We start from the raw sequence: 18046 nt of genomic DNA on the forward strand, positions 1-18046 counted from the left end.
GGAGGACAGGAGCGCGTAGCGCGGACTGGGTTAGTGTGAGGACGTGCCCGAGCCCCTACCTTCCGCCCCGAGTATCGGTTTTGTGCCCGGGGTGACACCCGGCAAGTGGGTCGGGCGTTGGCGGGAACGTAATCCCGACCTTCCCATCGAAGCAACAGAGTACGACGCCGGCGCGCTGGCTTCAGCGCTTCGGGACGGTTCTGTGGACATCGCCTTTGTACGGTTGCCTGTGGACAGGGACGCACTCAGCGTTATCCCGCTCTATGAGGAGCTGGCTGTGGTGGTTATGTCAAAGGAGAATGAGCTCTCCCTGCTCGACGAGGTGCCGCTTGCTGAACTGGGAACTGAGAATGTCCTCGACGTGGAGGAGTGCGGCGGAGCGCGGATGGCCATCGAGATTGCGGCGTCGGGTGCCGGCGTCGTGATGCTTCCCATGTCGGTTGCCCGGCACTACAACCGGCGTGATGTGGAGGTCCGGGTTGTGCCGGATTCGCCTTCGACCACCATCGCCGTCGCCTGGATTGCTGATAACACCACGGACGACATCGAAGAATTCATCGGCATAGTGCGGGGCAGGACCGCGCGCAGTTCACGGCAGCCGTCGGCCCAGAAGGAAGCACCCAGGCAAAAGGAAACCCGTAGCGAGCCGAAGAAGGCAGCGAAGTCTGCGAAGGGCAGGTCTGCCCCCGGCAGGACCAGGAACAAGCCGGGGACCTCTAAAGGTGCGCCGAACGCTCGCGGCCGCGGCCGCCGTCGTTAGTTGGTTTTCAGGACGCTTCGGTAGCCAACGGTGCCGCAGCGGGTCCAGCGCCGGCGTCTGCCGAACTGTGCTGAGCAATAATCTCGGCATACCGGTGGAAGGACGCCCGCGGAACTCGGTCCAATGTGGCGGGCTCCATACGGATCAGTCCGAATTTCTTGGTGTAGCCCTCCTGCCACTCCCAGTTGTCCACAAGGGTCCAGTGGAAGTAGCCGCGCACGTCGACGCCATCGGCAATCGCATCCCCGATCGCAGCCAGGTGCTTTTCGAGGAACTCAATCCGACGGGTGTCCTCCACATCTCCGCCGGGGCCGTCGTCGTAGGCACAGCCGTTTTCGGTGATGTAGATCGGCGGAATGTTGGGGTACTGCTCCTTGAGTTGTTTGAGGATGGTGGTCAGCCCGCTGGGGATGACCGGCCAGTCGAAGTCGGTTTTCGGCACGTCTGAATAATCACGAGGCATGAACGGAACCGGGAACAGCGGCGGAGCTGCGCCGACCTTCGTCGGGAAGTAGTAGTTGATCCCGTAGAAATCCAGGGGAGTTGAAATAATCTCCATGTCCCCGTCCTGGATGACCTCGAAGGACATGCCCTCGATTTCCGCAAGATCAGCCGGGTACTCACCGGTCAGTAGCGGCGCCGCGAACTGGCCGTTGTGGTAATGGTCGTAGAGAAGCGCGAGGTTGCGCTCCTTCTCGGAATCGCCGGCTGGCTCCACGGGGGAGTGGTTATTGACGACGCCGATGGGCGTGTCCAGCGTTTCACGCAATACCCGCACGGCGCGCCCGTGCGCAAGCAGCAGGTGGTGCGCAACAGAGAAGGCACTGCCCAGAAGCATGAGCCCCGGCGCCGCCCTCCCGATCGCATGCCCGACGCCGGTGTGCACCACCGGTTCATTGACCGTCATCCAGGCGGCAACCTTACTTCCGAACTCGTCGCGGAGGATTCGCGTGTAATCGGCGAAGGCATCGATCGTGTCCCGGTTCTGCCAGCCGCCGGCGTCCTGCAGCGCCAGCGGAAGATCCCAGTGATACAGCGTGACCCACGGTTCAATGCCGCGCTCCAGCAGGGAGTCGAGAAGCCGGTGGTAGAAAGCGATCCCTTCCGGATTGGCGGGCCCGCGGCCGGTGGGCTGGATGCGGGGCCAGGCGATGGACATGCGGTAGGCCTTGCCGCCCAACTGCCTGAGCAGATCGAAATCTTCCTCGTACCGGTTGTAGTGGTCGCACGCGATGGCCGGGCTCGATGCATCAAGAATGTTGCTGTGCTGGCTCGCGTATTCATCCCAGATGCTCGGTCCGCGGCCGCCTTCATTGACTGCACCCTCGATTTGCGCTGCGGCCGTCGAGGTCCCAAATACGAATCCCGCCGGCAATCCGAACTCGCTCATCCGCACTCCCTGATCTCGATGTCCCTTCACTAAAGAGCTCCCCACCCCCGCCCGTCAACTGCCCCGACCCGGTTTCTTCCCGGCATGGCCGGATAGGGTGCTTTCATGGCTCGATCCTTTCCTCCACCCGCAGTCCGGCCCACGCCGTTTCGCCTGGCCAACCCGAGCCAGCTGACTCCCGAGGGGCCCCTCGCCCCGCGTTGGGGCGCCGGTCTTGCGCTGGCAGGGCTGGTGCTTGTGGTGGCTCTGCCACTGCTGGGCACGCTTGCGCTCGTTGAAGTGCTCCCTTTCGGGCCGCCGTTGATATTTGCGTCCCTGCTGCTGACGTGGACGGCGATGTTCGGGGTAACCTTCTACGCTTCGCGACGCCACGGATTCCGCTCGCTTGCCCGCGACTTCGGTCTGCGGTTTCGGTGGATTGACCTTGCTGTGGGACTTGGCGTCGGAATCGCCGCACGCATTGTGCTGGCGGTAATCCTCGCGGTCCTGACCCTGCTGTGGCCCCTCGAGGACGGTGAAGTCATCCAGGGCAATGCGGAACTGTTTCTCACAGGCGATACCGTCTGGCTGCTCATCAACGGCGTTCTCGGTGGTGTGCTGATTGCACCATTCCTTGAGGAGCTGTTCAACCGCGGACTGGTGTTGCGCGGGATCCAGAATGCACTGTGGCTCCGACGGACGGGCAACCGCCACGACGCCGTGACACCTGCGGTGCAGCGGCGGTCCCTTGTGACCTCCACCGTTCTGGCCCTTCTGGTGAGCTCCCTTGCCTTCGGTCTGTTGCATACCGGTGCCGTGCCGGACCTCCGATCATCCATCTATCTGCTTCTCAGTACGTTCACGGTTGGGCTGATGTGCGGCGTGCTGACAGTGTTCACCGGACGGCTGGGTGCAGCGATAGTTACCCATATTGTGTTCAACGGCACCGGTGTTGCCCTGCTGCTCCTGATTCCGCCTGAGCTGCTGCCCTGATTATGGACTGTCCCCATCGACGAGGTCTCCCAGCGTGCCGTCCCCGAGGAAAGGCTGCGCGGCCAGGAACCGGATCTCCCATTGCTGCGGCAGATGATTGTCCGAACCCACCATCCAGTAGACCTGCAGCGCGCTGAAACCGTCCTGGCCGTAAAACTGAAACGCATCCCGGAGCCTGCGCAACGATGCCCGGCGCACACCCACAGCCCGCCCATCAAACTGCCCGTGGAAAAGCCGTGCTCCTGATTGCGTGAGCCGATGCAGCACGGGTTCCATCAACGACCACGCATGGCGCACGTGACCGAGACTCTGCCCATAGAGGATCAGTTCAGGAAGCCCCCGCTCGGTAAGCCCGACTGTGTAGGCACAGGGCAGTTCCCCGTTGACCTCGCTGAAGCGCAACAGGAACCCCTCCTGTGCAATCTGGGCCTCGACGCGTTCCCGGTCGAAAACGTCATCCCGCCGCAGGTTGGAGAACTCCAGCGAAGAGCAGTGTGGATGAAAGATGAGATCGGTCATGGTGTGCTCCTTCGATGTGCTGATCCAAAGGTGTCATCCCGCTCCGACATTTCTGATGCTTCGGTTATCAGGGGCGCAGTTTAGCCACCGGGTGGTCACCGGGTGGCTACGCTGGGGGCATGCAGTTTCCCGCCTACACCACGCTCCTTACAGACATCCGTGACAAGGTCCTGACTATTACGGTCAATCGACCGGACGCGCTGAACGCACTGTCCTCGAGGGTGATTGAAGATCTTGACCACTGCCTGGCAGCAGTATCGGAAGTCCTTACCAATGACGACGGCGCGTGGCCGGTCCGCGGCGTCATCATCACCGGTGCTGGAAAAGCCTTCGTCGCCGGAGCGGACATCCGTGAGATGACGGCGATGACACCGGAGGAAGCCCACGCATACAGCTCCCGCATGCACCAGGTCACGCTCACGATCGAACAACTGCCGGTCCCGGTCATCGCAGCGGTGAACGGATTCGCCCTGGGCGGTGGCTGCGAACTCGCGATGGCCTGCGACCTTGTGTATGCGGCGTCGACAGCGTCCTTCGGCCAACCGGAAGTAAGCCTTGGCCTCGTTCCCGGATTCGGCGGGTCCGTGCGGCTGCCGCAATACGTTGGACCGGGCCTGGCGCGCGAACTCCTCTTCACGGGGCGGCGGCTGGATGCAGGGGAAGCGAAAAGCGCTGGTCTCGTCACAGCACTCTTTGACACAGCACAAGATCTGCTCGACGGTGCTCACAGCACGCTGGCGCTGGTGGCACGCCAGTCTCCCGCCGCCGTCGCGCTCGTCAAAAAGACGCTGTCCGTTACCCAGGGGAAACCGACCGCTGAAGGTCTTGCCATTGAGGCTGAGGCATTCCGCGAGGCTTTCACAACAGAAGACAAGGCCGAGGGAACCCGCGCGTTCCTCGCAAAGGAACGCCCCAACTTTCCCGGACGCTGACCAAATGTGCCCCTGACCTGCGGAAAAGTTAGCGAAGGGGTATGTTGCTAAGCATGCTGAAGATTCGCGCGGCTGTGTCCGGACTTGCTCTCCTTCTCGGGCTGACGTCCTGTGGAATCACCATCCCGCAGGACCCGGAAGGAACCCTGAAGAAGGTGTCCGAAGGAGTCCTCAGGGTGGGCGTGAGCGAGAACGCGCAGTGGGTTCAGCTGCCACCGGCCGGAGAACCCGAAGGCATTGAACCGGGACTTGTCCGGGAGTTCGCGGACACGCTGGATGCCACGATCGAATGGGTGCCCGGTGCTGAACACGAACTCGCCGACGACCTCCGCCATGGAGAACTCGATCTGGCCATCGGCGGATTCGGTGCTGATACGCCCTGGATCGAGGAGGCCGGCATCACGCGCCCGTATACCGAGACGACAAACGAACGCGGAGAAACCGTCAAGCACGTCATGCTCGTCCCCCTCGGCGAGAACGCATTCCTGCTGGAACTGGACCAGTTCCTGCAGTCGCAGGAGGTTGCGCTGTGAGCGCCGCAGAGGAAGCCGTGAGCACCGCAAGGGAAAAGGGCACAAGGGAAAAGGGCACAGCACGCTTCGGTCACACCGAGTTGCCTGAGGAACAGCGGCGCGCCCTGCGCAAGGCGGTCAAGTGGGAATGGATCACCATAGTCTTCCTGGCCCTCTCCACCTTCCTGGTGTATCTGGTGCTGGGAAACTCGCAGGCTATGAAGGCTGCCTGGATCGAGGACCTGCTTTCCTTCCTCCCGCCGATCTCATTTCTGGTGGCGACGCGGGTTATCCGCCGTCGCCCCTCTGAAACGCACCCCTACGGCTACCACCGTGCAGTTGGCGTGGCGCATCTCGTTGCAGCAGTGGCACTGGTGGTGATGGGCGCGTACCTCATTGTCGACTCGGGGATCGGCCTGATAACAGCCGAGCATCCCACGATCGGCGCAGTTACCCTGCTGGGCAACACCTTCTGGCTGGGATGGCTGATGGTGCTCGCAATGCTGTTGACCGCTGGACCTCCGGTGGTGCTCGGGATCATCAAGATGAAGCTGGCCAAAACGCTCCATGACAAGGTGCTCTACGCCGACGCGGACATGAACAAGGCTGACTGGATGACGGCGCTCTCTGCGGCGGTGGGCGTTCTGGGAATCGGCGTGGGCCTGTGGTGGGCTGACTCCGTAGCTGCGCTACTTATCTCAACCAGCATCCTGCGCGACGGGATCAAGAATCTACGAGGAGCAGTGGGAGGCCTGACCGACACCCGTGCCCGGACCTATGACGACTCCAGACCGGACCCGGTGGGCGAGCGGATCGACTCCTATCTCCGGAGCCTGAGCTGGGTCCGGGAAGCCAGGTCGAGGGTGCGTGATGAGGGGCACGTGTTCCACGTCGAATCCTTCGTGGTACCACGGAAGTGGCCGAGGGCAACGCTGCGGCGGCTTGAGAAGGCCCGCGACGCGTGCGTGGAGATGGACTGGAAAGTCCAGGACATGGTGATTGTGCCGGTCGCTGAGCTGCCTGAAGAGTTTCTGCCTGGCCTGGCCACGAGCGGTTCAGAGATCCCTTAGGCCACTCGGAACGAGAATTCGGCCGTTTGCTGGCAGAACCCTAAGTAAACTTAGTAATTTATTGATCCGTGATGCCCGGTGGGTTAGCGTGGCGGTCAAGCGGTCGAACAAGGCCGCGACTTGTTCCACGTGAAGTTCCAGCAAAAGGAGGAACAGACAATGGCTACAGTTCAGGAATTCATCGACGTCTCAGTGCCGGTATCCACCGCGTACAACCAGTGGACGCAGTTCGAAACCTTTCCGGAGTTCATGGGCGGGGTTGAGTCGATTACCCAGATTTCCGACACCCATAACCACTGGGTGACCAAAATCGGTGGAGTCGAGCGGGAATTCGACACAGAGATCACTGAGCAGCATCCGGATGAGCGCGTCGCCTGGAAGAGCACCGACGGGAAGTCCCATGCCGGCGTCGTAACCTTCCACAGGCTGGATGACACCACCACGCGGGTAACTGTCCAGCTGGACTGGGATCCGGACAGTTTCACCGAGAAGGTCGGTGCTGCTGTCGGCGCTGATGATCGGCAGGTGAAGTCCGACCTTGCCCGTTTCAAGGAGTTCATCGAGAACACCGGAAACGCGACGGGCGCCTGGCGCGGTGATGTGAACGCCCCCGGCTCGGGTTCGGCTACAGCCAGCCAGACGGTTGATCCACTGGCAGGCGGCGCAGGTCTTGCCGATCCGTCACTGGATGATCCGGAGTCGGGCGGACCGCGGGCAGCCAACCCGGCATAAGCCGCCACCCGGCGCAAATACGAACACGGAGGGCACTTCCTGAGGGAGTGCCCTCCGTTGCGTGTGGGTGAATGCGTCAGCTCTCGACGCTGATTGTGCTGATCGCTTCCGTGGCCCGCTCGGACAGGCTTTCTGAGATTGGCGCGCTCCCGGCGGCCTCTGCCGCAGCCTGCTGGCCCTCTGCACTGACCACAAAGGAACCGAAGGTCTTGACCAGGTTCGCCGTTTCCTCGTCCTCGTAGGTGGAACAGAAGATGTGGTAGGAAACGAGCACCAGCGGGTAGGCGCCCGGCGCTGTTGTCCTTCGGTCGAGGTCCAGCGCGATGTCGAATTCTGCGCGTCCCTCCACCGGCTCAGCCACGTCGACGGCGGCCGCAGCCGCTTCCGGGCTGACCGCTACATACTCATCGCCCACCAGCAGTTTCGCCCTGCCGAGCGGAGGCCCGACGGCGGAATCATCCGCGTAGGTAACCGCACCTTCAGTGCTGGTAACCGTGCTGACGACGCCGGCATTGCCCTTGGCGTTCTCCCCGGCCAGACCGGACGGGAAGGTGCCGTCAGCCTCGTTGGTCCAGATCTCCGGCACCACTGCATGCAGGTAGTCGGTGAAGTTTTCAGTTGTTCCGGAGTCATCTGAGCGGCTTACCGGCGTGATCCGGGTGTCGGGAAGGTCGACGCCCTCGTTCTGGCTGGCGATCGCCTGGTCATCCCAACGGGTAATCTCGCCACGGAAGATGCGGGCGATCGTTTCGGCATCGAGGTTCAGTTCCTCGATGCCCGGCAGGTTGAAGGCGATGCTGATCGGTGCCACGTAGGCCGGGATGTTGAACGCGCCCTCGGGGCCGCATACTTCACGCGACTCCTCGAGTTCTTCTTCGCTGAGGTACGCGTCCGAGCCCGCGAAGTCGACGGCTCCTGCGAGGAGCGCCCCGCGTCCTGCCCCCGAACCATCAGGCGAATACTGCACCCGCACGTCCGGGTGCATGGTGGAAAACTCCGCCTGCCAGGCGTTCATCGCCGGCCCCTGGGCCGAAGATCCGGCGCCGGTGATGGTTCCGCTCAGGGTGGAGGTTGCGTTCTGCGCTGCCGCTTCCTGTTCCGGACCCAGCGGATAGTCCGAGCCGCAGGACGCGACCGTAAGGCCGGCGGCACAGCCAAGGGCGATGGTAAGAACGCGGCGAAAAATCACACGCCCACGATACAGGTGAATGCTGGATGAACCCACGTCGAACAAGTGGTGAACCGGCCCTACGGTGCCTGAAGGTTCCGGGTGGCCGGTCCCTCAAGCCGCACGCCGTCGTGCGTGAAGCGCGATCCGTGGAGCGGGCAGTCCCAGGACTGTTCGGCGTCGTTCCAGCTCAATACTCCTCCCAGATGGGGACATACCGCTGAGACGCGGTGGGTCACTCCGGCGATCTGGCACACTCCCACCGGCCGTGCGCCCTCCCGGACGATGACGCCCTGCCCCTCCAGTGGTTGGGCGTGGGAGGTCCGTGCCAGCCCGCCCAGCCAACCGGTCACCAGCTCACGGCCGACGCCGGCGTTGGTTTTCGCAGTGCTGAGCGCATCCTGCTTGCCCACTCTCGTCTTGTACAGTTCCCTCGCCCAGGGCATGTGTCCACCGAGGATTTCCGCGGACAGGGACAGGGCTGCAGCCACTCCATTGGTGAATCCCCACTTGTTGAATCCCGTTGCTGTATAGATGGATTGGCCGCCGATGGGCATCCTGCCGACGTAGGGAACCGACGACGCCGGCTGGTAGTCCTGTGCGGACCAGCTGAACGCTGCCTGCGCGGTGGGAAAGTGGTCCTGGGTCCAGCGGATGATGTCGTCAACGAGCGACTGGGTATGCGCCTCACGTCCAACCGCATGGCCGTTACCGCCGGTGATCAGGTACGGCCTGCCCTCCACGGTTGTATTGCGCAGGGTCCGGGAGGGCGAATCCACCGAGAGGTACATGCCGTCGGGAATCTCATCCTGCACCGTGAATGCCACCGCATAGGAACGGTGCGGTTTGAGGACGGAAAAGTGTCCGCCACGATCCAGGATCGGCGTGCCGGTGGCGATGACGACATTGGCCGCCGATACGTCACCTAGCGAAGTCTGGATGGTCGTCCGCTCGCCCTTGGTGGCCCCCGCTTTCACCCCGGTGACCCGGACCTCCTCAACCAGTTGCCCTGAGTGCTTCCGCAGGTCGTTGGCCAGCGCGGCCAGTACCTCCATGGGATGCACCTGCGCCTGACCGGCTACGCGCAAAGTGCGTGTCACAGCGAAGGGAAGTTCCGACGAGTCTTCCAACACGGCTGTGAGTCCGGAATTGGCGCAGGCGTCTCGTTCCTCGCTGAGGAGGCGCGCGCCGTCGTCGGTTATTGCGTAGTTGATGGCGTCCCTGACGTCATAGCTGACCCCGGACTCGTCACAGAACCGCAACAGCCAGCTTTGGCCTTCACGGTTCCCGGTGACGTAATGGCGGGCCAGCGCCGCGCCATGGTGCTTGATGATCGATGACAGTTGCGTGCCCTGCAGCAGGGAGACTTTCGCTGTGCTGTTTCCGGTGGTGACAGCACCGACCGTGCGCGCTTCCAGGACCGCCACCCGCTGGCCGGAACGGGCAAGCAGTGTTGCCGTGGTCAACCCGGTAATACCGGCCCCGACAACCACTGAATCGTACTGGGCGCCCTCCTGGAAGGTGTCGGCGGGAATGCGCGGTGAAGATTCAAGCCAAAGGGATTTCACGGTCAGTTCTCCTTCAGGAATGCGGTTGTTTACCAGTCCAGTTCGATGTTGGTGCTGTCGGGCAGGTCGCCGGGCGCAGTGCCGAGGTAAATCACCTCGCCGGTGTCCTCATCACGGAGGAACGTGTGAAAGGTGCCGGGGTCGAGGCTGCCGGCGATGGGCGGATAGCCCTGTTCGGCAGTAACCCTGTCCTTGAAATCAGGGGTGGGGAGGCCGTCGTCGGACACCGTGAACCAGTCCCACACTCCGCCTGTGGATAGATCGACGGCGAGAATAGCGCCGGACGGCCACCCGCGATCCGGATTCCGGTCCTCGCCTGGAATCTGACGGCCGGCCCTGCGGTCATAACCGGCAAGGAACTGTCCGTTATCGGCCTGGACGAGCCCCACGCGCAGCGGGAGTCCTGCGGTGCCCGGAGCGAAGGCCAGTGTGTCCCACCACCCGCTGTAAGCGGTCCGGAGCGGAAAGGCCGAGCCCGGCTCCACGGTGACCGGCAGCGGCTGGAAGTAGGGCGGCACCGGCGCGGCGGTGAGTTCCGAGCTGCAACCCGGAAGGATGACGACGGCGAGCAGCGCCGCTACGCCGGGCAGACGCGTTCGCACGGTTGATCACCTCCGTGGGACCAACCGTAGACCCCGTCCGGGTGGGCCTCAAGGGAAACTGGTAAGTATGCTGTCTAAGGACCCTGACATCCTGGAACGGAAAGAAAAACATGACGGCTGCGCTGTTGATTATCGACATGCAGAAGGCATTCTTCGAGGATGAGTCCCTGGGGAACCAGCAGGACGCTTTGGTAGAGGCATGCAACTCCGCTATTTCTGATGCGCGCACGGAAGGAGCTCCGGTCTATGTGATCCGTACGGAGCACCAGCGGGACAAGTCGACGTGGACCGTAAGCATGCTCGACGACGACCAGGGTTTCCTTTTCAGCGGCACGGAGCAGACCGAACCCGTTGACGGGCTGGACACGGCCGGGCTACCTGAACTGGTGAAGACGCGGGACAGTGCGTTTTTCGGGACGGATCTACTGCAACGTCTGCGCAATCTTGACGTGGAGACCGTGGTCCTTGCCGGCGTTTCCACACACAACTGCGTGGCGCAGACGGCCGCCGACGCCTATGCCAACAACCTGCGGGTGGTTTACGCGAAGGACGCAATTGCCTCGACCAACGATGAATACGCGCAGAATGTGCTGGGGGTCCTCATGGATGAATACCGCCAGGAGACCCTCGGCGCCGATGAAGTTAGGCGGCTGTTCTCGGAGCAGTCCGGCTGAGCACTCAGCTCCGTCACACCCCTATGCTGTAACCGTCTTCGCGATGAAAGAGGCGACGGCCTGCGCCGTCATCAGAGCGGACCCATACGACTGTGGCGTCATCAGCCCGGTCCTCAAGTACCCCGGTGAACTGGTTCCCGGAAGCGTGCCGGAGCGTAATCTGCTGGCCGCGCTTCAACGTCGAGAAGTCTGCGGGTGGGAAGTGCTCGGCAGTCATCAGGAGAGACCTTTCGTCAGTGTGATTGACGCCACACTATTGTCCGTTCCTGAATGTTTGGTGAATAGGGTCTGGGTAGCTCCTGACCATTCGGAGAATCCTTGTATGACTGTGACAGGTTTGAGTGGGCCCCGGTAGGACGGTCATTTCTGGCCCCACTTCGTGACTCGCCGGGCTTGTTGTGACGGTTATGTGTGGCCCCACCCTCACCGTTGGACTCATCAATTGATGAGCGCGACGGAGGGCTGGTTCGGATGGAGTCAAGGGTGGATTTATTCGCACGGATACGTAGGGATGCCAGAGTTGAGGGACTTTCTGTTCGTGCGCTGGCGGTCCGGCACGGAGTGCACCGGAGAACTGTCCGGCAGGCTTTGACCTCTGCTTCGCCGCCGGAACGTAAGCCTAGGCAGGGTGTGTCCCGGCGGCTGGAACCGTTTAAGGCCGTGATCGATGCGATGTTGGTGGAGGACACGACTGCTCCGCGGAAGCAACGCCATACCGCACGCAGGATCCTCGCCCGGCTCGTTGAGGAGCATGGTGCGGAAGAGCTGTCGTATTCGACCGTCCGCGACTATGTCCGAGTTCGACGCGCGCAGATCGATGTCGAGGCTGGCCGCCGGGTCGAGGTCTTCGTTCCGCAGGAGCACGCACCTGGGGCGGAGGCCGAGGTGGACTTCGGTGAGGTCTGGGTCGTGTTGAACGGGGTGAAGACGAAATGCCACATGTTTGTCTATCGGCTTTCCTATTCGGGCAAGGCTATTCACCGGGTCTACCCGACGCAGGCCCAGGAAGCTTTTCTTGAAGGTCATATCGAGGCCTTCACCGCCCTGGGCGGAATCCCGACGAGACATATCCGCTATGACAATCTGACCAGCGCGGTGACTGCGGTCGTGTTTGGGCAGGGTAGGCAGCGTCAGGAAAACGACCGGTGGGTGTTGTTCCGCTCCCACTACGGGTTCGACGCGTTCTACTGTCAACCGGGCATTGACGGTGCGCACGAGAAGGGTGGCGTTGAGGGCGAGGTGGGTTGGTTTCGCCGCAACCGTCTTTCTCCGATGCCTATCGTGGGTTCCCTGGATGAGCTCAACGGTCGTATAGGCGAATGGGAAGCTCAGGACGAAGCGCGGCGCATTAGTGATCGGATTCGCACGGTCGGCCAGGACTTTGATTTTGAGCGACCGCTGTTCGCGCCGCTATCAGCAGAGGCGTTCGACCCCGGGGTGGTGCTGACACCGAGGGTGGATAGATCTTCGATGATCACGGTGCGGATGGTGAAGTACTCGGTTCCGGCCCGGTTCATCGGCCAGCAGGTTCGGGTATCGCTCCGGGCGTCCGAGATTGTCGTGTTTGACGGGCGCACCATCTTGGCTCGGCATCATCGGATTACCGTCAAGCACGGGCAGTCCGTGCAGCTCGATCACTACCTTGAGGTTCTGCGTACTAAGCCTGGCGCCCTTCCTGGCTCCACCGCGTTGTCGAGGGCTCGCGACGCTGGGACGTTCACAAGCGCTCATGAAGCGTTCTGGGCTGCGTCACGTCGCGTCAATGGTGACTCAGACGGAACACGTGAGCTCATCGACGTTCTTCTCCTTCACAGGTCCATGTCCGCCGATGACATCCAGGCCGGTATCCGCGCCGCGCTCGAGGTGGGAGCGGTCAACGCTGATGTCGTCGCTGTCGAAGCCCGCCGGCACGTCGCGATGAGCGATGTTGTAAATGATGCGGCGGGTAGTCGGTCGCTGCCGGTGGGTGGGGCCATCTCGGGCCGCCCTTCGGGTGTTCATCGTGGTGCTCATGCTGATCAGCGCGAGCAACGAGTTGTCAGCCTGACCCAGCGTCGGTTGATGGATCCCGCTGCCGTCATCGCCGGACTGCCGGCGGATAACCGGCCGGCCCCGTCGGTCAACGCTTATGACGAGTTGTTGGCCATACGCATGCAACCCATCTCAGCTGGTTCCACTAACGCTGCGTCGAAGGAGAACATCTCGTGAGTCCTGCCGCACCAACCACCACAATCACGCCCACCCTCCGTAGGCGCCGCGGATTGACTGAGCAGGCTGCAGTGGCGGCCGTGGACCAAGCTTGTCGCCGGTTACGTCTGCCAACAGTGCGTGCGGTCCTCGATGAAGCCCTGTCCGTCGCCGGCAAGGAACAGCTGTCGTATCAGGGGTTCCTGGCCGAGCTGCTGTTGGCTGAGTGCGACGACAGGGACCGCCGATCCTCAACCCGACGGGTGAAAGCAGCGAACTTCCCGCGGGATAAATGGCTCGGAGACTTCGACTTCGACGCGAACCCCAACATCAACTCAGCGACCATTCACACTCTGGCCACCGGGGAGTGGATCCGCAAGGGGCAACCCCTCTGTCTCATTGGGGACTCCGGAACCGGAAAATCACACCTCCTCATCGGGCTGGGTACCGCTGCAGCGGAGAAGGGGTACCGGGTCAAATACACGCTTGCCACCCGGCTCGTGAACGAACTGGTCGAAGCAGCGGACGAGAAGATGCTGGCCAAGACCATCGCCCGCTATGGCCGGGTTGACTTGCTTTGCATCGACGAGCTCGGCTATACGGAACTCGACCGGCGCGGCGCTGAGCTTCTCTTCCAGGTTCTCACCGAACGCGAGGAGAAGAATTCCATCGCGATCGCCAGCAACGAGTCCTTTTCCGGCTGGACAAAAACTTTCACCGACCCCAGACTCTGTGCCGCGATCGTCGACCGGCTCACTTTCAACGGAGCGATTATCGAAACCGGTACTGACTCTTACCGCCTTGCCCATACCTTGGCTCACCAGGCCGCGAGGTGAATCGAGACGGAAACAAGGGTGAGACAGTGAGGACAAAGGGAACGACCCCGGCTGGAACCAGGGCCGTTCCCTTTGTCTCAGTACTCCGGAAGGACCGCGCTGGACAGCGGCTCTTCAAGGAAGCCGTCCGGGCCGATGAGCGTCGCTACCCGATCCTTGATGACAACCTCGGCCACTGACATGAAGTCGAAACTACCGGCTCTGCAGACCACCTTCTCGTCATCGATCAGCAACGTAGAATCACGAAGCTTGATGCCAGCTGTCCGCCGTTCAAAATCCTCAAGCACCGTTCTGAAGCCAGGCCCGAAACCTTTCGCCGGAACAAGTTGCTGGGAAAACGCCGTCACTAGGTGGTTGTTGAGAGATGTTTGGTTATCCACCCTCGATCGCGTGACATGACCGGCATGATAGGTCCGAATGGACGTCCGAACTTTCAGATCCTTACGTCTGGTATCGATATACGACACCTCTGCAATGTCCGTTGGATCTTCACTCGTGCCCTCCCAATTGACCCGATTCAGGACGAATCGGTCGGCGGATGACAAGCTGAGCAGCGGGATGCCGAACTGCTCGAATCTCGCCCTATACGCGCCCATGTAGTCATCTTCCAAGCGCACGATGCCCCCTTCAGGCTTAGTATCCGTACCAGCTATCGCTTGGACTCAGCGAAGAGCACACAAAGCCGGCTGCGGTGGTGACCCTACCGCCCGAGACGTACCCGGAATAAGGCAAGCCCTTGAACGAGATCCCGCGCTGGGCAGACCAAGCGCTTCCTCCAAACCAGCCATCCATGTTGAAAACTTCATAGCCGTACCCGGAAGAAACAACTACCCGCCAGGTGTGCCTCGCTGAAGGCCCCAGGTACCAGTGGATTGTGTAGCCGGTGGTGAATGATTTGCCACTACCAAGCAACGATGCGCTACCGCAATCACCCTCGACGAAGCCACCCGCCATCAAGCTGATCTCGGCCTTTGGCCCAGTCCCGGGTCCATAGACGGCCCCGGTCATGTCACCCTTCGGCACACTCGCAGGTATCGAGTACTCGATACCGTTGGCGTCCTTCCGGATGTCGTAGCCGTTCTCCTTGGCGACCTGCTTGTCGAAACCGACGAACTTGAGCGGCTGCTCCTTCTTGACTTCTCCAGGTGACTGAGACGTATCTGACTTCGCTTGCGCCCCCGTGACCCCCAGTCCCATCGCCAGGGCCAGACAGGCCGTTGCAGCGGTGAGCTTTCGCAAATGCATCATCATTGACTCCATTGCTTATGCCGTTACCCCCCATGGCTCCGGCTGATCGAAGCCTAGTAAGATCCGCGACCACCGACAATGCTCCGCCTCCTGCGGACGACCGTCGAGTCCAAATCGTGATAATTCGACGGCCAAAGCACCTGAGCAAGAATGACGAGTTGATCAAGCAACCCCGCAGGTAACCAAGTGGGGCCAGAAATGACCGTCCTACCGGGGCCACTTACGGTTGACACAGCCACTTGTACTCCCGCCATTAGCTCTCGGCCCGTCAAGTAAGGGTTATAAAACAGTAACTAAGCAAGCTTCCTATTCTTCCCGGGTTGTGGCACGCTGGCATTACAAATGGCGGGACATAGTGTCCATTCAACTCGCAAGACCACAACGTCGGTGCCCGCCACGGCGGCAAGTTCAGAGGGGATAGCGAAATGGCTTCAACACATTCATCAGGATCGGGTGTCGCCACCCGAACGAACATCCAAAAGGCCGCTCTGGCGGTCGGAGTTGTATTCCTGCTGGTTGGCATTCTGGGCTTCATTCCCGGCATCACCAGCAACTACGACACGCTTTCCATCGCCGGCAGCGACTCGGAGGCGCAGCTTCTGGGGATCTTCCAGGTTTCCATCCTGCACAACATCGTTCACCTCCTGTTTGGAGTGGCCGGCGTGGTGATGGCCAAGACGGCTACCGGAGCGTACAACTTCCTCCTGTGGGGCGGCGTCATTTACGCCGTGCTCTTCATCTACGGGCTCATCGTGCCGCAGGACTCGGCGGCTAACTTCGTACCCGTCAACGCGGCGGACAACATCCTGCACCTTGTCCTCGCCATCGGAATGATTGGCCTTGCGCTCGCGCTCAAGCCCAAGCACCGCACGGTTGAGGCTCGGTAATATACGGATAGGCAGAAAAGAACGACGACGGCGGGCCGCAACCCGCCGTCGTCGTTCTTTGTCTGCTGGGGCCTGGCCAGCTGAGGGTTAGGCTTCGACGGCCTTGTCGCCTCGAACCGGTTGGGCGTCTTCGCCGGAAACCACCTCAATCTTGCGGGGCCTGGCGCGCTCGCTGACTGGGATGGTGACACTGAGGACACCGTTCTCATACCGTGCAGAAATCGCGTCGATGTCGATGCCTTGACCAAGGTTCAGCTGCCGGAGGAAGGATCCGCTGTCCCGCTCCCGGGTGAGCCACTTGACTCCCTCGACGTTGCGCAGGGTGCGCTCCGCGCGGATGGTGAGCAGCTGGCCGTCGACGTCAATATCGACGGAGCCAGGATCAATGCCCGGAAGGTCGGCGTTGAGGATGTAGTGGTCGCCCTCGCGGTACAGGTCCATCGGCATCAGGCGCAGGCCCTGGCGGGTATCGAGAAGTGCGCCGGCCACACGGTCCAGTTCACGAAATGGGTCAAATTTCATAGCCATGATGGTTCACTCCCTATCAGATCTTGGGGGTTGAGTCACATCCGCTCAACCTGAAATTAGATTAGCACTCTGATTGGTAGAGTGCTAACAAGTTTTGTTCGCCCAGAACGAACGCGCGGCAGACGAAAAAAGCCCGCCCCGCGGGAGCGGGACGGGCCATCGAACAGTGCCTGCGCGGGGCCTCGATCCCCGGGCCTTCCGCGTGTGAAGCGGATGCTCTACCAGACTGAGCTACACAGGCGAATAGTTCCCAGTCAGTTTAGGGCATCGGCGCAGGGATCATGCAAACGCCGGAACCGGTGGATATCCGGGCTACTAGTAAGTAGCCTTACAAACCCGGGCTGTTGCAGACGAGGTACACACTTCTCGAAGTCAGCGAAGGAGATTGTCATGAACGATCAAGACATTATGGCGCGGATCCAGGCGCTCGTCGATGAAGAGCACACCCTGCGGGACACCTCTTCCACGGGGGGTGACCCGGGAGAAGGTGTTCCGGGCGGGGATGCGACGGAGGAAGACCGCCGGACCAGGCTGCGCCGGGTCGAGGAGCAGCTTGACCAGTGCTGGGACCTGCTCCGTCAGCGGCGCGCAAAGGAAGATGCGGGGGAGAGCCCGCAGGAAGCAGAGGCCAGGCCCATCGATCAGGTCGAGGGCTACCGCCAGTAATCACATCGATTTGGCAGGACACGCCCCGATACCCCGTTCATAAGGGGCGTGTCCTGCCAACTCAACGGAAGGAACTCGATGGAAAACCTCAAAGCATTTGCGCTCATCTGCACCCTCACACCCTCGCCCGACGCGTCGAGCAGTGAAGTCATGGCCAACCACATCCTCGGCAAGCTCAAGGAACAGGGTGTGGAGACGTCGTCGGCCCGCGTGGTTGACCACAATGTTGCCCCCGGCGTGCAGATCGACATGGGTAATGGAGACGAATGGCCGCAGCTTCGCCAGCAGATTCTCGACGCCGACATCTTCCTCCTATGCACACCAATCTGGGTGGGGCACATGTGCAGCCTGGGTCAGCGCGTCTTCGAACGGCTCGACGCTGACCTCTCCTCCACCGATGACGAGGGCCGGCCGATCATGTACAACAAGGTTGCTTTGACCGCTGTGGTCGGGAATGAGGACGGCGCCCACCACGTCACTGCCGAAATGCATCAGGGCCTGAATGACATCGGTTTCACAGTCGCCGCACAGGGCGGCGTCTATTGGGTGGGCGAAGCCATGCAGACCGTGGATTTCAAGGATCTGGAGCAGGTGCCGGACCCGGTTGCCGCGACCATTTCCGGCATGACTGCTAACGCTGTCCACCTGGCGAAGTCCCTCAAGGTCGCCCCCTACCCAGCGCCGTAGCGTCGAGTTGGCAGGACACGCCCCGAAAGAGGGGGCGAAGTCAAGTAGTGGGGGCAACGCTGGGGTTCATGCCGCTGTGAGCAGCTGGTTCAGCCGGGTGGCTGGGGT

The 18046-nt window shown here is 61.7% G+C and carries 20 protein-coding genes, 1 tRNA gene and 1 pseudogene; 12 read left to right on the top strand and 10 right to left on the bottom strand.

The window, feature by feature from the left end; all coding sequences use genetic code 11:
* Nucleotides 1-43: 43 nt before the first annotated feature.
* Complete coding sequence (locus tag Q0877_RS13420; RefSeq protein ID WP_299168625.1) at nucleotides 44-760, top strand: LysR substrate-binding domain-containing protein; 717 nt, start codon at nucleotides 44-46, stop codon at nucleotides 758-760.
* A gap of 7 nt (nucleotides 761-767) precedes the next feature.
* Here Q0877_RS13420 and Q0877_RS13425 read toward each other — a convergent pair whose 3' ends face one another.
* Entirely contained in the window at nucleotides 768-2150 is a 1383-nt protein-coding gene (locus Q0877_RS13425) for a GH1 family beta-glucosidase (protein ID WP_299168629.1), read from the bottom strand.
* 105 nt (nucleotides 2151-2255) lie between these two features.
* On the opposite strand from Q0877_RS13425, the gene Q0877_RS13430 reads away from it, so the two are divergent.
* Nucleotides 2256-3122 (top strand): CPBP family intramembrane glutamic endopeptidase, encoded by an 867-nt coding sequence (locus Q0877_RS13430; protein ID WP_299168632.1) that lies wholly within the window; start codon nucleotides 2256-2258, stop codon nucleotides 3120-3122.
* Here Q0877_RS13430 and Q0877_RS13435 read toward each other — a convergent pair whose 3' ends face one another.
* Nucleotides 3123-3641: a DUF4262 domain-containing protein gene (locus Q0877_RS13435; protein ID WP_299168633.1), complete on the bottom strand. Its 519-nt coding sequence runs from the start codon at nucleotides 3639-3641 to the stop codon at nucleotides 3123-3125. It abuts the gene before it with no gap.
* A gap of 119 nt (nucleotides 3642-3760) precedes the next feature.
* Here Q0877_RS13435 and Q0877_RS13440 point away from each other — a divergent pair, with 119 nt between their 5' ends.
* The 4 genes and pseudogenes from Q0877_RS13440 to Q0877_RS13455 all read left to right on the top strand — a co-directional run.
* Complete coding sequence (locus Q0877_RS13440; protein WP_299168634.1) at nucleotides 3761-4573, top strand: enoyl-CoA hydratase/isomerase family protein; 813 nt, start codon at nucleotides 3761-3763, stop codon at nucleotides 4571-4573.
* A gap of 53 nt (nucleotides 4574-4626) precedes the next feature.
* Complete coding sequence (locus Q0877_RS13445) at nucleotides 4627-5106, top strand: transporter substrate-binding domain-containing protein (RefSeq protein WP_299168636.1); 480 nt, start codon at nucleotides 4627-4629, stop codon at nucleotides 5104-5106.
* Nucleotides 5103-6155, top strand: a complete 1053-nt coding sequence (locus Q0877_RS13450) for a cation diffusion facilitator family transporter (protein WP_299168637.1) — start codon at nucleotides 5103-5105, stop codon at nucleotides 6153-6155. Before Q0877_RS13445 ends, Q0877_RS13450 begins: the two co-directional genes overlap by 4 nt.
* 159 nt (nucleotides 6156-6314) lie before the next feature.
* Nucleotides 6315-6761 (top strand): annotated as a pseudogene (locus Q0877_RS13455) (SRPBCC family protein); the annotation flags it as partial.
* A 202-nt stretch (nucleotides 6762-6963) separates the two neighbouring features.
* Here the strand turns inward: Q0877_RS13455 and pstS are convergent.
* The 3 genes from pstS to Q0877_RS13470 all read right to left on the bottom strand — a co-directional run bounded on the left by pstS (nucleotide 6964) and on the right by Q0877_RS13470 (nucleotide 10225).
* Nucleotides 6964-8073: a phosphate ABC transporter substrate-binding protein PstS gene (pstS, locus tag Q0877_RS13460; protein WP_299168668.1), complete on the bottom strand. Its 1110-nt coding sequence runs from the start codon at nucleotides 8071-8073 to the stop codon at nucleotides 6964-6966.
* 62 nt (nucleotides 8074-8135) lie between these two features.
* Complete coding sequence (locus Q0877_RS13465) at nucleotides 8136-9623, bottom strand: FAD-dependent oxidoreductase (RefSeq protein ID WP_299168639.1); 1488 nt, start codon at nucleotides 9621-9623, stop codon at nucleotides 8136-8138.
* Nucleotides 9624-9652: 29 nt separating this feature from the next.
* Nucleotides 9653-10225: a hypothetical protein gene (locus tag Q0877_RS13470; protein ID WP_299168641.1), complete on the bottom strand. Its 573-nt coding sequence runs from the start codon at nucleotides 10223-10225 to the stop codon at nucleotides 9653-9655.
* A 110-nt stretch (nucleotides 10226-10335) separates the two neighbouring features.
* Here Q0877_RS13470 and Q0877_RS13475 point away from each other — a divergent pair, with 110 nt between their 5' ends.
* On the top strand, nucleotides 10336-10899 hold the full coding sequence (locus Q0877_RS13475) for a cysteine hydrolase family protein (RefSeq protein WP_299168643.1): 564 nt from the start codon (nucleotides 10336-10338) through the stop codon (nucleotides 10897-10899).
* 13 nt (nucleotides 10900-10912) lie between these two features.
* Here the strand turns inward: Q0877_RS13475 and Q0877_RS13480 are convergent, their stop codons facing one another.
* A complete protein-coding gene (locus Q0877_RS13480; RefSeq protein WP_299168645.1) occupies nucleotides 10913-11116 on the bottom strand; it encodes a hypothetical protein in 204 nt (67 codons plus the stop codon).
* Between the two features lie 254 nt (nucleotides 11117-11370).
* On the opposite strand from Q0877_RS13480, the gene istA reads away from it, so the two are divergent.
* On the top strand, nucleotides 11371-13107 hold the full coding sequence (gene istA / locus Q0877_RS13485) for an IS21 family transposase (protein ID WP_299168646.1): 1737 nt from the start codon (nucleotides 11371-11373) through the stop codon (nucleotides 13105-13107).
* Nucleotides 13104-13922: an IS21-like element helper ATPase IstB gene (istB, locus tag Q0877_RS13490; protein WP_299168648.1), complete on the top strand. Its 819-nt coding sequence runs from the start codon at nucleotides 13104-13106 to the stop codon at nucleotides 13920-13922. The genes istA and istB overlap by 4 nt, the downstream gene beginning before the upstream one ends.
* Before the next feature lie 77 nt (nucleotides 13923-13999).
* Here the strand turns inward: istB and Q0877_RS13495 are convergent, their stop codons facing one another.
* Both Q0877_RS13495 and Q0877_RS13500 read right to left on the bottom strand, forming a co-directional pair.
* Nucleotides 14000-14539 carry a hypothetical protein gene (locus tag Q0877_RS13495; protein WP_299168650.1) on the bottom strand — a complete coding sequence of 180 codons (540 nt, stop codon included), beginning with the start codon at nucleotides 14537-14539 and terminating at the stop codon, nucleotides 14000-14002.
* A 16-nt stretch (nucleotides 14540-14555) separates the two neighbouring features.
* Nucleotides 14556-15173: a hypothetical protein gene (locus tag Q0877_RS13500; protein ID WP_299168652.1), complete on the bottom strand. Its 618-nt coding sequence runs from the start codon at nucleotides 15171-15173 to the stop codon at nucleotides 14556-14558.
* 422 nt (nucleotides 15174-15595) lie between these two features.
* Here Q0877_RS13500 and Q0877_RS13505 point away from each other — a divergent pair, with 422 nt between their 5' ends.
* Nucleotides 15596-16057, top strand: a complete 462-nt coding sequence (locus Q0877_RS13505) for a DUF4383 domain-containing protein (RefSeq protein WP_299168653.1) — start codon at nucleotides 15596-15598, stop codon at nucleotides 16055-16057.
* 87 nt (nucleotides 16058-16144) lie between these two features.
* Here the strand turns inward: Q0877_RS13505 and Q0877_RS13510 are convergent, their stop codons facing one another.
* On the bottom strand, nucleotides 16145-16585 hold the full coding sequence (locus tag Q0877_RS13510) for an Hsp20/alpha crystallin family protein (protein WP_299168655.1): 441 nt from the start codon (nucleotides 16583-16585) through the stop codon (nucleotides 16145-16147).
* Between the two features lie 167 nt (nucleotides 16586-16752).
* Nucleotides 16753-16826, bottom strand: a tRNA-Val gene (locus Q0877_RS13515).
* Nucleotides 16827-16975: 149 nt separating this feature from the next.
* On the opposite strand from Q0877_RS13515, the gene Q0877_RS13520 reads away from it, so the two are divergent.
* Together Q0877_RS13520 and Q0877_RS13525 are read left to right on the top strand one after the other, a co-directional pair.
* Entirely contained in the window at nucleotides 16976-17251 is a 276-nt protein-coding gene (locus tag Q0877_RS13520) for a DUF2630 family protein (protein WP_299168657.1), read from the top strand.
* 78 nt (nucleotides 17252-17329) lie between these two features.
* Complete coding sequence (locus Q0877_RS13525; RefSeq protein ID WP_299168659.1) at nucleotides 17330-17938, top strand: flavodoxin family protein; 609 nt, start codon at nucleotides 17330-17332, stop codon at nucleotides 17936-17938.
* Nucleotides 17939-18046: the final 108 nt, after the last annotated feature.

This window comes from uncultured Arthrobacter sp. (assembly GCF_947495145.1).
Lineage (GTDB): Bacteria > Actinomycetota > Actinomycetes > Actinomycetales > Micrococcaceae > Arthrobacter_D.

What these genes read in the sequence shown, in the direction of transcription:
- Q0877_RS13505 (WP_299168653.1), top strand. Translation starts at nt 15,596, where the DNA reads ATGGCTTCAACACATTCATCAGGATCGGGTGTCGCCACCCGAACGAAC.
- Q0877_RS13435 (WP_299168633.1), bottom strand. Translation starts at nt 3,641, where the DNA reads ATGACCGATCTCATCTTTCATCCACACTGCTCTTCGCTGGAGTTCTCC.
- istA (WP_299168646.1), top strand. Translation starts at nt 11,371, where the DNA reads ATGGAGTCAAGGGTGGATTTATTCGCACGGATACGTAGGGATGCCAGA.
- Q0877_RS13480 (WP_299168645.1), bottom strand. Translation starts at nt 11,116, where the DNA reads ATGACTGCCGAGCACTTCCCACCCGCAGACTTCTCGACGTTGAAGCGC.
- Q0877_RS13500 (WP_299168652.1), bottom strand. Translation starts at nt 15,173, where the DNA reads ATGATGATGCATTTGCGAAAGCTCACCGCTGCAACGGCCTGTCTGGCC.
- Q0877_RS13440 (WP_299168634.1), top strand. Translation starts at nt 3,761, where the DNA reads ATGCAGTTTCCCGCCTACACCACGCTCCTTACAGACATCCGTGACAAG.
- Q0877_RS13425 (WP_299168629.1), bottom strand. Translation starts at nt 2,150, where the DNA reads ATGAGCGAGTTCGGATTGCCGGCGGGATTCGTATTTGGGACCTCGACG.
- Q0877_RS13525 (WP_299168659.1), top strand. Translation starts at nt 17,330, where the DNA reads ATGGAAAACCTCAAAGCATTTGCGCTCATCTGCACCCTCACACCCTCG.
- Q0877_RS13520 (WP_299168657.1), top strand. Translation starts at nt 16,976, where the DNA reads ATGAACGATCAAGACATTATGGCGCGGATCCAGGCGCTCGTCGATGAA.
- Q0877_RS13510 (WP_299168655.1), bottom strand. Translation starts at nt 16,585, where the DNA reads ATGGCTATGAAATTTGACCCATTTCGTGAACTGGACCGTGTGGCCGGC.
- Q0877_RS13445 (WP_299168636.1), top strand. Translation starts at nt 4,627, where the DNA reads ATGCTGAAGATTCGCGCGGCTGTGTCCGGACTTGCTCTCCTTCTCGGG.
- Q0877_RS13430 (WP_299168632.1), top strand. Translation starts at nt 2,256, where the DNA reads ATGGCTCGATCCTTTCCTCCACCCGCAGTCCGGCCCACGCCGTTTCGC.
- Q0877_RS13475 (WP_299168643.1), top strand. Translation starts at nt 10,336, where the DNA reads ATGACGGCTGCGCTGTTGATTATCGACATGCAGAAGGCATTCTTCGAG.